Genomic DNA, 15,084 nt, shown 5'->3' with positions numbered 1-15,084 from the left:
TTGGACGGAAGGCAATTATACGTAATTTATCCTTGGGGAGAAGGGGGATACCCCTTCTTTCTCAAAAATATTACTTCTCTTGCCCTCTTTAAAAGTTACATTTACTCCTTGAATCTAAGAGATTATTAGGTGCGTTCAACCTGTTCATTAGGTAAATATAACAATACTGTTGGTAATAAAACAGTATCAAAATCAGACTTCAATATGATTTTAAACGTTTTTGTCTCTATTTTTTGCAGTTGTATTCAATAGCAGTAAGCCTAAAATTTCCGTAGCAGAAATCCCCTTTGGGATAGGCATAAATGGTTTCAGCATAGCCCGTCAATTGATGACCGCCCACTGTTCGATACTCCTTTAAGGGCGTTGTCCAGGGAATTTGTTTCATGTTCCCGTTCTCGGAAACAGCATATCGGTCATTTGAAACAAAATTGATTAACTCTCCTCGGTCGTTGAAATACAGCCAAGCCGAAATCGCAATTCCGTTGTTGGTAAATTCTGCTTTTACTTTATTTCCCTGCGTTTCCAGCCATTTTATACGTTTGTCAATCAGGGTCGCGGGGGCTATACAGCACATATCGTTGAAAAACGTTACGGTTTCGGCCACGCCCATTTCGGCACCCGTTTGGTATTGTACTGGAAACAGGGAAAATAAACGGATATCCATAAAAGCCGTTCCGTTTTTGAAACAGTGAAAACCCGCCACGGGCAGGTGTTTCATCGTTGCTTTCATAAAGAATAACCGGGTGGAAGCATCCATAAAATTGTATTGTACCGAAGTAAACGGCATCCATTCGGATTGTTCATCTTTTCTGATTTGCCCAGCGAATTCCACTTTAAAATTGCGCACTTTCGGCTTATTCATAGCCCCAGTAAAGCGAAGGTATTTTCTAACCGGTTCGGGCAAGTGTTGAATGTCGGCCTCAGTCAACAGAACATCCGATGCAAGTGCTGTTTGTTTTAAGCCAATAACCACTTCTCTTTTATATCCATTACTAAAACGATACGTACCATAGCCAATGACGGTAATAATCAGGATAAGTACATTGGCTACCGTTCCAAACTTTGCATCCTGCCAACTTGTAAAAATCAGGATTTGAGATAGAATCAATGCCACTATGGAGGTAATCCACCACGCTTCTTTTTCGAAAAAATATAAAACAGCAGTTGCTATAAACAGGAGGGCGGTCAGCAGCCATAGGAGTCCAGCAGGCTTGGAGATGCTTTGTATCAGTTGGTTCACTTCCGCAAAATGAAAGGCTTTTACAAAACCAAGCAGGTGAATCAGCCCGTGAACGGCAATCAGGAATAGGATGAATAGCTTCATGTGTGGCTATAATTTTCAGTAACGTGTGGAAATCTCGTCAATCACTGTTGACGAATCAATGTAGAATATTGACCAGTAACTTACTATGACAGATGTCAATAAAACAGTAAAAGAGTAGATTATTAGCTCTTTAAAGAAGGAGTACGCATAAAATAAAAGCTGTAAAATACCCTCCTGAAGGCGATGTGATTATCACTCAGACGGAGGCAACTTTATCTTTGAAATTGCAGCAGGGTAAACTACCCACCTAAGCGAGGCTCAAAATGGAATCACCCCACCGGACTATTCAACAGGGTCGGGCTTAAGTTTTCGGTTCAATAAGTTGAACAAACAATCCCTTACTACTCCACCATAAATTGCTGGCTGATTTTGGTTTCATTCGCCGTTAATTCGATCAAATACATCCCTTTCGGCAGACGAGCCGTAGGCAGATACTTAATTTGCGTACCCAGATTTTGATAATAATCATCAATAAGCGTCGCCAGAATTTGTCCTTCTTTATCTTTCAGAAGTAAACTGACTTGCCCAGGTTTGTTGAGACGAAAAACAATTTGCCTGATGTCGGATTCCTCGGTCAGCTCTGTGCCAAATTCAGAAGCGGTTGAGTCGGTTTTCTGTACCAATTGTTCCTGTGCAAAAGCGGCTTGCAAACAGGCCGCAATCTTAGCCGAGAAAGTAGCTCCGCCGTTTACTTTAAAGCCAGGCAGTAACACAATGCTTTTGCCCGCCGTAAAAGCAATATTCTGTGAAGTGGGAACGTTACCGTCTGAAAAAATTGCCTTTTTTGCATTGTGAGGAGAGGCAACCACAGAAACGGAACCCGTTCTAATGGTATCTTCAATGCAGGCAAGTTTGACTCCTTTGCAATTGCAGTTGTTGTCATACCTATCATACACCGTCAGCGGATCACCGTCGTTACAGACCCCGCTCAAATCACATTTTGTCGCATCAAACGTAATTTTACTGAAGCCCGAGCAAGTCGCGTTTCCCCAATTTTGAGTAGCCGTAATCAAAACGTAACGAGCTTTGACGCTGTTGAAATCAGGGCCTAAAAAACCGACATATTGGGCCGTACCAGGAGCCGTTGGCCACGTATACACTCCACCCAATTGCTTCCACGTTGTTCCGTCAGTTGAATAGTCTACGTACACTGTTTTGAAGCCCTTGTTGGTTTCATTAACCACATTGTAATTCCATACCCGTGTTCCTTTCAAGGTATATGGACTGCCAAAATCGTATTTAATCCAGTGATTTTGACCCCCTCTGGCCGAATTGGGGTTGGCCGCAGTTGCGCACGACACCCACGCTACATCGCTCGTATTGGTGATGTTTTGGGTAGGCGCGCAGTAGTTGTATTTTTGATATTGGGCGGTTACATCATCACAATCCGGGCCCGAGCAGGGCGTACCTACGCATTCGCAATTTAGGAATTTATCATTCTTAGTGAACGCATTTCCGTCATTGCAGGGGGTATTGTTGGGAACGCACGAAACCTCACATTTATAGTCGTGCAGATAAAAGTCCGAAACCCGTTTCCAGGTTCTGAATTCGTGAAAAGGCGTTTTCCAGTATAGATTAAAATGGTCGCGCCCCGTATTTTCTTTGTGCCTTATTTCGTAATAATAATACTTACCTTTCTCCAAAAACAAAGGTGCGATGGTTTGAGTGGCATAGGTTGTATGCGCTGTTTCATCCACTCCAAAAGTCAAGGTAGCCTGCCGGTATAGTTTGTACTGAATGGAGTCGTTTTTGCTTAAATAAAAGAAGGTTTGATCGTCGCCCGTCAGGTTAAATTCGTACGTTCCTGATACCGGAACCGTCAAAAACCCCTGCACCAACGAGCCATACGTGTTTTTAGCATACGCCGCAAAATTGGGCCCTGCAATCCCTTTCAATTTCTCCTTTCGGTCGGGCAACAGCGGAAATTTAGGCGAATTGATAAGGTCAGGCTCTACTCGGCTGCCGGTAATATTATCGAAATAATAAGCCTCTACCACACCGCGTTCCCCTACGCATTTATTGGCCGTTGGCATGGTACCAACACAATTACAAAATCCATCCTGTTGGTCGTTTTGGGTTTGTGCGTTACCGTCATTACAGGCCGTACCCCGCGGAGGACAGGTCTGTTCACAGGCGTATTCCTTGAGATTGTTAAAATCAATAACTCGCCAAGTGGTGTCCGGATTTGTATTTTTACGCCAGTACAGTGTGCTGTGGTCGCCACAACATCCCTCAAAAGTGTATATTTCAAAGTAATAGTTTTGACCTCCAATTAATTCAATCACTTGAGAAGTTTGCCCAGTCGTTTTGTTGTATTCCGTAATTCCGGTATAAGAGGTTACCTCTGCTCTCTTTCTTTTATTTGCGGGAGCATCATTGGTGCTTAAATAAAAGATAGCGCGGTCGTCGCCCGTCAAATTGAATCTATAAGTAGCGGTTTGATTCACATAAATGTAGCCCCGCATCATGGCCGCGAAGTATTCGGTATAGTTCACCGGTGCTTTTAAAGAACTCAGGAGTTGTGAGCCATCCGGGCGGCTTGGGAAATTTTCGAGAGCAGCCAAGTCAGTGCTGTCAGGAAAAACATTATTGAAAGCGGTCCAATACGACCATTTTACCTGTCCCGGAGTCCCAACGCAATTTTGTGCACTGAGCTCCAAGGAAGCAATTGCCCAAATCAACAGGAATAAAAAAAAGGAACGCGTTGTATAGTTAAATTTTGTCATTTCAGCTTTTTTTAACCTTGTCATTTCCTCCAATTAATACGTCAGACAGTTTTGCGGATAGTTTTCGGTCGAAACAGTGGTGTCGTTAAAATTCATAAAACCAAGGGGATACTTCCCCAGACTGTAGCTGTAAAAATTACCGATATTGGGCAATACATAACACAAATCGCTGGGGCTGATGCCGTACCAAAGCGCCAATTCTGCATAGAATTCATCGGTCGAAACCGCAGGAATAAAGTTTCCTCGGAACGAAACATTCATCGGATAATTCACGTCCATTTTTGGGAAAGTTCCCACTATTTTTCCGCCATTGACGGCCCCTCCCATCACGATTTGGTTGCCTCCCCAAGCGTGGTCAGAGCCGTTTCCGTTGGAAGTAATGGTACGGGCAAAATCAGAAATGGTAAATGAAGTCACTTGGTTGGCTACGCCCAATTCGACCGTGGCATCGTAAAAGGCCTTGAGGGCCTGACTCACTACGGGCAACTTGCTATCCAATCCCGTCAACAGGCCATCGTGCATGTCCCATCCCCCATAATTGACAAAAAAGATTTGACGCTTCGCTCCCAATTGATTTCGTACGCTGATGATTTTTGCAATAGCCAATAAGTCCGTCGCTAATTTGTTGGCAGGAAAAGCGGTGTTTATCGTAGGTACTTTATTAAGTGCTGCCCTAAAAAACTCCATGGCCGCCATGGTAGTTTTGGTACTTGAAGCGTAGGATTTTTGCAACAGGTTGGCGTACGTCTGCGACATTAAACTGTCGATGGTAGAAGTGCGCAAATCAGAGAGATACCCAGAATTACCCCACCAAGAGGGCAACGCCTGAAAGCCTACATTACTTGGCTGAACGTTATTACTGATGGCATATTCCGAAACGTCCTGTCCGCGTTGAAAGGGATTTTTGCCACCCAACGAAATATTCATTGAAACCTCCGCATTGGCATTGGCGGCATTGAGCAAGTCGGCTATTCGACCACCAACACCGAGGGCATTGCGGCTCTGCGGCACTGATGTTTGCCATTGCATAATTTGATCGGAGTGAGAATATAGTCCCAACGGCAGTTTCTTTTGGCCACTATTGTATTGGGTTTTATTCAAAATCGGCTCGACCAAAGTTCCGATATTAGAGAGAAAAGACAACTTGCCGCTGTTGAACAGATCGCGCACTCCCGTCATTTGTGGATGTACGCCATAAGCTGCATAGTTACATGGTAATCCCCGAAAACCGGCACATTGGGGGTTGGTGAGCGCGATGGGATTCACTACCGACAAGTCAGTTCGAATGGCTTTGTATTCATTAAAACCATTGTCGCCACCCGCGTTAACACCCATAGGTATCAGCATGTTATAGGAATCAATCCCGCCCGAAAACAAAATACAAACCAAGGCTTTGTAATCGGTTGGATACGCGGCACTGCTCGGTTGTTTTCCCAAAGCTCCGTTGAGTGAGGTTAACTGAGTCAACGTACTGAGGAGGGTAGTCGAGCCCATTGTGGCGCAACCAGCGTGTTTTAGAAAATTCCGTCTATTCATTAGTTGAGCGTAATACTATTTTTGATTTACGATGTTCAATTTCCGATTTCAAACCCTTCATATACAACCTATTATCTCATTAAAAATAGATAAGATTAAAAATTTTATAAGTTCGGAGATGAAGTAATTTTTGCTTTAATCGCCTTTGTCCGCACGGGCAGTCCCGCGTGTCTTGATGGACACATTTCTTAACGATTGACCAGATAATCGGGCGAAGACATAATCAGCACCAATATTAACCTGACTCGGCGAAAGGCGGCATCGGTATTGGGGACACCGTTGGCATCTTCAGAATACGGCATTTTAATGACCATGGAGCGAATCAAATCCAAGGTCTTTACCGATAATTTTCCTCCCGTAAAAATGAGATTGTATTTATCCAATAGCTGCGAGATTTTATCATTGCTCGTGAATCCATAGTCACCTACCAGATTAAATTTGGGATCTTGGTCAGGCTTGTAGGTTTCTCCCTCAAAAAATCCCCAAAATTCGGTGGGGTCATCATTGATCAACCATTGATTCAATGCATTAACGTAGCTTGTAATGGTCTGCGAATTCACTAATTGAAATTCAGGGGCAAACTTACCTTCATTTTTCAGTTCGCCGTCGGGCTGAAAATCAGGTTGGAAAAAATTAAAAACCGAAGGGGAATTCAATGCTTTTTGTTCAATCCGATTATAAAGGTCCACCATCACATTTCGATACACTCCTCCCTGAGTAGTAAGTGGCAAGCCACGCATGAGGTTCATGTACCGTAACAACGGCTCACGCAATGCTCCCACGGCATTGTTGGCCTGGTCAAATCCGCAATCACGCGCTTCGGTATCCAGTAAAATCTCCCGTACCACCGCCTTCAAATCTCCGCGCACACCGCTACCGTTGTTGTTAAAAACCGTCGCAATGCGCTGAATGTAAGCGGGAGACGGGTTGGAAGTCACCAATCGCTGAATCAACCTTCGGGCAATAAACGGGCCTACGTTTTGGTGATTGAACAAAATAGTCAACGCATCCTGAATGTCCTGTTCGCCCTGCAAAACGGGCCGCGCCGGTATCGTACTACCCAAAAATGTCTTTGTACCGGGTTCGTGACCATTGACAATTCGTGGCTTTGTTTTCCCTGGATTCTTTTTGACATCGCTTGAGTCAATGGGGAAAAATTTCATGGGCAAAGTATAGCTCCATTTACTTTTATCCCGGTCGCCCAAGTACCGACTGTCGCCCCAGGATAGCCCCGTAAATACTTTTGCCAATCCTGCTATGTCGTTGTTATTGTACGTCGGAATGAGCTGATTATTGGCATCTCGCATTTCACTACCATCCAAATTAAGTTTGTACAAACCAATCGAAAACAACTGCATCAATTCCCGAGCGTAGTTTTCGTCCGGATAGACTTTTGCCGTAGAATCGGTCGCGTGGTTGTTCATGAAAGTCAAATAAACGCCCATCGCGGGATGGTAGGTGATTTTTTCGAGCAGGGTGCGATAGTTTCCCAAACAGTTGTCCAGCAACAAATCATAGTAACTTGACAGCGCATACGGATTATCATCGAACGCCGATACCCGCGAAACGACAAACAATTCACTCAATGCCCACGCCACACGCCATCGCACGGCATCGGGTGCGGTCATCGCTCCCTGAAACCAGGAAGCATCAAAATGTGCGTTACCCACGTACACATTGGCAAGCGTATAGGTATTGGCGGGAAACTTTACTTTCAGCGAATCCACCATCATCTGATGCAACTGAGCCAAATAGGTTTGAGTACGAAACGAATTGGGTAAGGCCATCTGAGCATCCAACCATTTTTCAATCCCCAGATTGGAAACATCCTGAACTGTCCCCAAATTATGTCCTAAAGTAGATTGTAAAAGAAAGCGCGAGGCCGCTGCGAAATTGGGCAAATAACCCGCTTGCGTCAACGTCCGAATCGCTGTATTGCTCTGCGATGAAGCAGTCACTGTCACATTCGGAACATTTCCCTGTCCAAACGTGATGGTTGATTGCGCTTGTGAAAATGAAATAAAAAAGCAGAAAAATGGTAAGAGGAATGCGAATTTCATACCGAAATAAGTTACGGTGAGTAATCAAATCAGGTAATGGGAGGCAAACGGAAGCTACTTTAACAGTGTTCTATTTACCCTACCCCCACAACCTACCTAAACCTGACACACTATTTTGAATACAATAATACACATAATCCCTTTACAATACATTAAAAAAGCCATTAGAGTCTCCCGACCGCTAATGGCTTTTTGTAAGGACAATAAACAAACTTACATTCCTTTCAGCACCGTCCACATTTCATCAGCCACGAGCTGATTTCCTGCGTCGTTGAGGTGAACGCGGTCGGTGGTGAGGATGTTTTTCTCGTCGTTGTTAGGGTTATTTTTCAAGTTATAATCCAGAAACGATTTCCGTAAATCAATGAGAAGTAGTCCGTTTTTCTTGGCCAAATCCCGAATCATTTGTGAATAACGGTTAAGGTCACCGTCCTGTTGATTGGAAAAATCAGTGCGTTCGCCAATGGCGGCCGGCGTGCAAAGCGCTACTCGGATGTTAGCGGCTTTCAGTTTCTTGAGAATAGCTTCGTAAAAACGTACAAATTTATCGGGGTCCGTACCCGTTCCCGAACTTGTCTTGTGCCACACATCATTTACACCAATGTAAATAATGACCACGTTAGGCTGTTTTGCCAACACATCGTCTTCCATGCGCAGGTACAAATCATAGATTTTATTGCCGCCAATCCCCGCTCCTATCAATTCGTATTTGTCTTTTAGGCCTTGTTTTTCAAGCATTTCCCCCATTTTTACAATGTAGCCGCCAGGTTTTACTCCTGCTTGAGTGATAGAATCTCCGAAGAAAACAACGCGGATAGGCTTGTCCTGTTGGGCAGCGAGAAGAGGGATGGTAAATAAGCTAAGTTTGAGGTAGCGAAGAATTCTTTTCATTTTACTATTAGAGTTGATTTTATTACTCATTAAAGTAAAATAAGGCATTTCTCTACCTGAGGCCGGAACGCTGATTGTTATGTTGAAATGATGTTTTGAAGGTAAACTCCAAACCTTTTAATCATAATAATCAGTATTCTATTCTTCCTGAATTGCTTGAGGAAACTGACTTCCGGCAGCAACGGCACTTTTGCGATTTTGAAAATCGTTAGGCTGCTGTTTGAATGGAGATTTGATAAGAGGCCAATACGTCATTTAGCTTTTTGAGCAATTCCTGTCTCATGATTTCGTATTGACTTCTCATGGAGTCATCTTTACTTTCGTCACGGTGAAAAGCAATCATTCTATTTAATTCTTCGATACTCTCCAAAATATCAGCAGCACGGGCAGCCCGTTCAGAAATAGTATAAGGCATAAGTTACGAAAAGTTAAGTTCAACGAATCCTTTATCAAATTTTTTACCGGCTCTGTTAGCTTTGGTTTTACCAAACCAATTATTCCAATACGCAAAATCCATTGACGTATGCACATACTTTGAATGTAATTCAGGATATACTCTAATCGTATAAGCATCCACCCCATATAAATCTCGGGGCCCCTGCAAACGAAAGCGTTGTTCAATAAGCGTTTGGTGGGCGTAATAGGTATCAAAATCAATCAGCGTTACAAAATCAATATCTTTAGGATTAATTTGATTGCTGACAAAGCTTCCGTCTATCCAATGTGTAAACTTCTTACTGACTAATTCCGTAAAATCATTCAAAAAAAGGCAATACTGTTCAAAAATAGCGTACCGCGTAGAATCCAGATCAAATGAATCAACAAAAGTTTCTTTGAAAGTATCAAACGGTACAACTAATCTCTGAGCAGGTAATAGATTACCTCTTATATCAAATGAGAACAACATCTTTCACTATCAATTAATACAAATATAATAAGATTCTTAACTGAACAGCCCCAAAATATCGTCTTTGCTGAGTTTTTTGAGGAAGCCTGTTTCGGTTGAAATGAGGTCATCGGCAATGGCGCGTTTGCGATCTTGAAGCTGTACGATTTTTTCTTCGACAGTATCTTTACAAATCATTCGATACGCAAAAACGCGCTTGGTTTGACCAATTCGGTGTACGCGGTCAATCGCCTGTTGCTCCACGGCAGGGTTCCACCAAGGGTCCACCAAGTAGACATAATCGGCTTCGGTCAGGTTCAGCCCTACCCCACCCGCTTTGAGGCTCATCAAAAACACGCGACATTCATCATCTCCCTGAAAACGATTGACCCGCTCAGCGCGGTCTTGGGTCTTGCCGTCGAGGTATTCGTAAGGAATACGGTCACGTTCGAGTTTTTGCCGAATAAGGTTAAGCATTTTCAAGAACTGGCTGAAAATCACAATCTTATGATGCGAAGCATTTTCTTCGATTTCACGAACAATCTCTTCCAATTTCACTGATTCTGTTCCGTAGTCTTCATCGTCCGACAAAAGCGCCGGGGAATCGCAGATTTGACGGAGTTTGAGCAATCCTTCCAAAATCAAAAAAGCCGCCTGCTCCCGTCCGACTTCGGCCATTTTGCCCGCAATCAGGTCGCGGTATTTGTCTTTAAAAGCATTATACACTTTCCGCTGCCGTTTGTCCATTTCGCAATACAGCACCGTTTCGGTCTTTTCGGGCAGGTCTTTGGCTACTTCTTCTTTGGTGCGTTTGAGCATGAAGGGATACACCAAACGGCGCAATTCAGCAGCTCGCGCTTTGTCTTGGTATTTATCAATCGGATTGGCGTATTCGGCACGAAAAAAGTCTTCATGTCCCAAAAAGCCCGGATTCAAAAAATCAAATTGGGAATACAAATCGAAGGTATTATTTTCGACCGGCGTCCCCGTCATGGTTAGGCGATTTTGGGAATTGAGCAATTTGGCCGCCTTCGCAATCATCGAATCGGGGTTTTTGATGGCCTGCGCTTCGTCCAAAATCACGTAATGAAATCTAAATTCCCGAAACAGTTCTATATCTGAACGTACAGAGCCATAAGTAGACAAAATGATGTCGTAACGACTGAAAATTCGAATGTTTTTACTGCGCTGCGGCCCCGTATGCACGTACAGGCGCAATTCAGGACAAAACTTAGCTGCTTCCGCCTGCCAGTTGAAAATCAAGGTTTTAGGCACGACTACTAAATGAACTCCCTTGGGATTTCGGTTTTTTTGTTCCTGCAAAAATGTCAGCATTTGTAAGGTTTTCCCCAATCCCATGTCGTCGGCAAGGCAACCTCCCCAACCAAATTCGTCCAAAAAATGCAGCCATTTATACCCTTCTTCCTGATACGGACGGAGTTTGGCCGTAATATTTTTGGGTAATTTTATCTTTTTGATTTCCTTAAAATCCAGCAGTTTTTCGCGTTTTTCATCCAGTTCTTTCAGCAATTTTGGATTTTCGATGTATTCTCGGTAGCGCTCCAAAATTGTAAAATGCTGCTTGGATAGCCGCAAGGTGCCTTTTTTCTCATCTACTTTTCCAAATCGGAACAACTGCGCGTATTGCGCCACCCACTCTTCGGGCAATAACCCAAACGAACCGTCTTTGAGCTCAATGTAATTTTGTTTTTTCAAAATGGCCTTACGCACTTCGGCCAACGCTACGGATTGGTCACCAAAACTCACTTCTACCTGCAAATCAAACCAATCAATACCCGACGAATTTCGGATTTTAAAGCTTGCTTTGTTGGGGTTATAGCGGAATTTTTTGAGGTTATTGAACCCAAAAAGTTTGGTTCCGTTGTGATTAAGTGCTTCGTAAAACTGAAACAACCACCCGTTTTCCAAGACCTGTTCGGAAGGCAAATAAAAATATTCGTCGGTTTGGTGAAGGAAAGCGGGATGCTGTTTTTGTAAAAATTGCGCAAAAGTTTCTTCGGCATCGCAGTCACGACGTTGAATTTGAACCGTATTGTCAAAGGCATTGACCCGCGCCTGACGAAAATCGCGCGGAAGTTCAATCTCGTTGCCCTCTTCGGTCAAATACACAAATACGGGTACAATGAGCAAATTGTCGTCGGCTTCTTTGAGATAGACCCGCCCTTCCTGCCACTCCAAATCTGTTTGCGTAATCGTTTGATTTTCATCAAATTCCAACGAAAACTGGTCTGCTAACGGAATAACAAAACCGTTAAAGAAAGCATCATCACGCACACTGCGCAAGCGAATAGCGCCACCTAATTCCAAGAAATGACGGGCAACTTTAGCCGCGGCCGGTGAACGGAAGCGACATAATTCATTTTCAGGTAATACCGCCAACCAATACGTTCCCAAATCCTGCAATTGCTGGAAGGGAATCAGTTCGTCGTTGCCATGTTTCACAAAAGCCTCCAAAACCGTCTCGTTATCCGTCCGTGAAAGTTTGAAATGCAAATCCAACGGTGTTTCGCTGACGACTACGACATTGCCGGTATGACTGTACGAATCATTTTTCTTATTGACCCGCACCGCATGACCTATCAACAGCGGGAACAACTTTTCCAGTACTTTTCCCGTAATTTCCAACGCCGCATCCATGGCTTCGTCAGTGTATTTGACGTTCCAGGAATTGGTAGAAATCTTGTGTCCGCGTTGGCGAAGGGTTTCGTGCAAAAACTCCTGTTCCAACAAACGGCTTGCTTTAATAATCTCTAAATCAGCGGCATCGGCGTCGGGGCGGTCTTTGTCATTCCAACTGACTCGACTGACATTCGTAATTTTACCCGTTTTGGAATTTTGCTGTCCCTTAGCTACTTCCAGTTTCAGAAAAGGCAGTTCTTTGGTCGTAAATTGTTCAAACAAATATACGTACACGGGCTTCTCCTTCACACTTTCTACCGGTACAAACGGACTGGGCGACTTAATGGGCAACGTACTTTTCAGCACATTTTCCCACTGAACACCCGCAATGGGTTGGATACTTTTATCCAATAAAATCAGTTCTAAATCGCCCTGAAAACCGAGCTTAAAGTCAAATTTTCCGACCAAATTATCCTGCGAAGAATAGCCGTACTTGGCCAGTAAAGCATCTTTTTCCCGATTCCAATCTTTGAGTAATTCGAGGGCATACGGGCCTCGTTGGTCCTGCAACCACACCAACGTCCCCATCAAGTGCTCACAAAGAGGTGTACGAAGCAACTGGTCACAGGAACATGAAAAATTGTATTTCCCCTTCTCAATGCGTTTGATAGCAATGTGATAGGTACCGTATTTTTTGATGAACATCTCAAATTTTTCGTAGCCTTTTCCCTGCTCTACCGATTTGAGATTAAGGTAATGCCTCCTGCTTGTCCAATGGTTGGCCGATGAATTATTTTGAATTTGTCGGTCTTCTATATTTTTCAAAAGCAACGTTGTATCGCTCATCCGAAACATCGTCGGCTTGGGAGGCTCCGGCTTTTTTTGGCCGGCTTGGCGTGATGCCTCCGTAATATCAATAATGACTTTTTTAAGGTCTTGTACGGTTGACTTATTTTGCCCAAAATCGCGTTTGATATGATCTTCTAACGCCCACGCCGCCGCTATACCGTGCTTGCAGGGGTAGATATCAGAAGGACAGTCACAATAGCACTCCACCGCTTCGGGGTCATCCAAACTGGAGAGTTCGACTTCGTATTTATCGTGACTTGATTGGCTTTCGACTTTGAATTTTGCCGCGTAATAATCTCCGTCAAAACTGGCAATCTTAACCCCTCCCCCTCTGTAAATCTCACTTCCTCGCTGACGTACCGCACTCTCTGCTTCTTTGCGTAACGCCTCCAAACTTTCCAGTATTAAACCTTTATAATATGCCATTTCTTAAAAAACTATATACTTTTTACTTTAAACTTTACACCCTACACATTTGACCCCAATTCACTCAAATATTCTTCGGGTAAGTCATAGAGTTCATTTTCAACATCTTTCATTTTGGGAAATTTAGTAGTGTCGGGCAGCACCCCATAGCGAAATTTAATCTCTGCCATTTCGTAGTTAAAATCCCGTTTAGTTGCCCAAAGCAGCGGGAAATCTACGCGAACTTGGTAGATTGTCCCTTCGATACTGTCATAAGGAGGCTTTTTGTACAACGTAGCGATGTCCACCCGAACGCGGTCACCAACTCTGAAAGGAGACTCAATCTCCGTCAATGGAAATAATAGTTTCATAATTGCGCGAATAACGATAAAACCGCGAACCTTTGCAACGAAGTTCCTATCTTAGCCGTATTATTACACAGGTTAAACTCAGGTTGCGCTTGATGGTTCGAATTTTACTGCTTATACTGTTTTTAGGAGGGTTTGTTACTGTCACAAACGCTCAGATTGAAGATTATTATCGTCCACAAAAACGAGCCACCACTCCTTTAGTAATCAATCATCCCGATTTGGTGCGCGCCAATAATCACTGGTACATTGGAATTGAAGGGGGCGGCAAATGGAACGGGTCCACCCTTTCCAACAGCCTTTCGGGACTGTTAGCCAACAAGAAAGGTGCCACTGACAGTTACGCCGGCGGACATTTGGGCTACAGTCATAATCTTCGTTGGTCGCTAGAGACTGGCTATATTCGCAATCCTTCCAACCTTATTTTATTGGTCAATATCACCCGTCCTTTTCGATTTTCAGTCAATGACCTTCAACATACCATTCCTGTACGATTCAAATGGCGTGTTTTTCGTTTGGGAAATGTTCAGAAAAAATCGGGCATATACGTGGGTGGAGGTCTTCTGTGGACACCCACTCGAAAACGCAATGAACTCGACGGTTTTCAACTCGGCGGTTTGTCCCGCGCCTCCGGCTCCCGAACAAAATTTGACACCTTAATCGTTGAAAATCACTCGTTTACTACGGGCCGGGCCAAGTTAGAAGTAGAAGGAAGTTTGGAATTTGTCGGACGCGTTGGACAGCATTTTGAATTGGTCAGCTTTGGACGCGTCAGTTACGCCGGCGCTTCCGCCTTAGAATCCCACAGCGAATTATTCGTCAATAATTACTCCCAAAGCATCTCAATTAGTACGTTACGTCCCGTAAGTTGTCATTTCGGGGTTGCAATTCGTTACCTATATGGTCTTCGCAATTCGTATCGAAGTCGATTTGAAGAATAAAAAGCAGAAGTATGAGATACGAAATAGGAGGTAAAAGTAGAAAATAATCCAACTTCTTACTTCGTACCTCCCTCTTCTTAATTCGATTAAAAATTCGGCTTCAGCAGATACTTAGCATAAAACTCATCAATCACATGGACGGCTTCTTCGGCCGTATCCACAATGCTAAAGAGTTTCAAATCTTCCGGATTGATGTTATTTTCTTCTTCCAACATCGTCGACTTGATCCAATCCATGAGCCCTGACCAATACGAGTGGCCCACCAACACAATTGGGAAACGACCTATTTTTTTGGTTTGAATCAGTGTCAAGGCTTCAAAAAGTTCGTCCAATGTTCCAAATCCACCGGGGAGTACTACAAATCCCTGAGCATATTTGACAAACATTACTTTACGGACAAAGAAAAAGTCAAAGTTGATATTTTTATCGGAGTCAATGAACAAATTGCTGTGCTGCTC

General features: G+C 43.6%; 11 protein-coding genes. 1 reads left to right on the top strand and 10 read right to left on the bottom strand.

Features of this window, described 5'->3' with window-relative positions; all coding sequences use genetic code 11:
- Positions 1–226: 226 nt before the first annotated feature.
- The 9 genes from Q0081_RS15280 to Q0081_RS15240 all read right to left on the bottom strand — a co-directional run bounded on the left by Q0081_RS15280 (position 227) and on the right by Q0081_RS15240 (position 13,688).
- Entirely contained in the window at positions 227–1,324 is a 1,098-nt protein-coding gene (locus tag Q0081_RS15280; RefSeq protein WP_298354954.1) for a DUF6544 family protein, read from the bottom strand.
- A 341-nt stretch (positions 1,325–1,665) separates the two neighbouring features.
- Positions 1,666–4,050 (bottom strand): PA14 domain-containing protein, encoded by a 2,385-nt coding sequence (locus Q0081_RS15275; protein ID WP_298354952.1) that lies wholly within the window; start codon positions 4,048–4,050, stop codon positions 1,666–1,668.
- A gap of 33 nt (positions 4,051–4,083) precedes the next feature.
- Positions 4,084–5,586, bottom strand: coding sequence for a DUF1501 domain-containing protein (locus Q0081_RS15270; protein ID WP_298354950.1), 1,503 nt, complete (start codon positions 5,584–5,586; stop codon positions 4,084–4,086).
- A gap of 188 nt (positions 5,587–5,774) precedes the next feature.
- A complete protein-coding gene (locus Q0081_RS15265) occupies positions 5,775–7,646 on the bottom strand; it encodes a DUF1800 family protein (RefSeq protein ID WP_298354948.1) in 1,872 nt (623 codons plus the stop codon).
- A gap of 213 nt (positions 7,647–7,859) precedes the next feature.
- Positions 7,860–8,537: an SGNH/GDSL hydrolase family protein gene (locus Q0081_RS15260; RefSeq protein ID WP_298354946.1), complete on the bottom strand. Its 678-nt coding sequence runs from the start codon at positions 8,535–8,537 to the stop codon at positions 7,860–7,862.
- A 208-nt stretch (positions 8,538–8,745) separates the two neighbouring features.
- Positions 8,746–8,952 (bottom strand): hypothetical protein, encoded by a 207-nt coding sequence (locus Q0081_RS15255; RefSeq protein ID WP_298354944.1) that lies wholly within the window; start codon positions 8,950–8,952, stop codon positions 8,746–8,748.
- Positions 8,953–8,955: 3 nt separating this feature from the next.
- The gene (locus Q0081_RS15250) at positions 8,956–9,444 is read right to left on the bottom strand and encodes a DUF6932 family protein (protein ID WP_298354942.1); all 489 of its coding nucleotides are present in this window, start codon (positions 9,442–9,444) and stop codon (positions 8,956–8,958) included.
- Between the two features lie 36 nt (positions 9,445–9,480).
- Complete coding sequence (locus Q0081_RS15245; RefSeq protein ID WP_298354940.1) at positions 9,481–13,338, bottom strand: SNF2-related protein; 3,858 nt, start codon at positions 13,336–13,338, stop codon at positions 9,481–9,483.
- 41 nt (positions 13,339–13,379) lie between these two features.
- On the bottom strand, positions 13,380–13,688 hold the full coding sequence (locus Q0081_RS15240) for a hypothetical protein (RefSeq protein WP_298354938.1): 309 nt from the start codon (positions 13,686–13,688) through the stop codon (positions 13,380–13,382).
- 92 nt (positions 13,689–13,780) lie between these two features.
- On the opposite strand from Q0081_RS15240, the gene Q0081_RS15235 reads away from it, so the two are divergent.
- Positions 13,781–14,626, top strand: a complete 846-nt coding sequence (locus Q0081_RS15235) for a hypothetical protein (RefSeq protein ID WP_298354936.1) — start codon at positions 13,781–13,783, stop codon at positions 14,624–14,626.
- Positions 14,627–14,712: 86 nt separating this feature from the next.
- Here Q0081_RS15235 and Q0081_RS15230 read toward each other — a convergent pair.
- A partial coding sequence (locus Q0081_RS15230) for an LOG family protein (RefSeq protein WP_298354934.1) occupies positions 14,713–15,084 on the bottom strand: 372 nt, incomplete at its 5' end.

It is taken from the genome of Runella sp., assembly GCF_027484545.1.
Classification (GTDB): Bacteria; Bacteroidota; Bacteroidia; order Cytophagales; family Spirosomataceae; genus Runella.
This window is presented reverse-complemented; position numbering and strand designations above follow the sequence as displayed.

Coding starts and splice junctions, on each gene's coding strand:
- Q0081_RS15280 (WP_298354954.1), bottom strand. CDS start 1,324: ATGAAGCTATTCATCCTATTCCTGATTGCCGTTCACGGGCTGATTCAC.
- Q0081_RS15255 (WP_298354944.1), bottom strand. CDS start 8,952: ATGCCTTATACTATTTCTGAACGGGCTGCCCGTGCTGCTGATATTTTG.
- Q0081_RS15250 (WP_298354942.1), bottom strand. CDS start 9,444: ATGTTGTTCTCATTTGATATAAGAGGTAATCTATTACCTGCTCAGAGA.
- Q0081_RS15270 (WP_298354950.1), bottom strand. CDS start 5,586: ATGAATAGACGGAATTTTCTAAAACACGCTGGTTGCGCCACAATGGGC.
- Q0081_RS15235 (WP_298354936.1), top strand. CDS start 13,781: ATGGTTCGAATTTTACTGCTTATACTGTTTTTAGGAGGGTTTGTTACT.
- Q0081_RS15245 (WP_298354940.1), bottom strand. CDS start 13,338: ATGGCATATTATAAAGGTTTAATACTGGAAAGTTTGGAGGCGTTACGC.
- Q0081_RS15275 (WP_298354952.1), bottom strand. CDS start 4,050: ATGACAAAATTTAACTATACAACGCGTTCCTTTTTTTTATTCCTGTTG.
- Q0081_RS15265 (WP_298354948.1), bottom strand. CDS start 7,646: ATGAAATTCGCATTCCTCTTACCATTTTTCTGCTTTTTTATTTCATTT.
- Q0081_RS15240 (WP_298354938.1), bottom strand. CDS start 13,688: ATGAAACTATTATTTCCATTGACGGAGATTGAGTCTCCTTTCAGAGTT.
- Q0081_RS15260 (WP_298354946.1), bottom strand. CDS start 8,537: ATGAAAAGAATTCTTCGCTACCTCAAACTTAGCTTATTTACCATCCCT.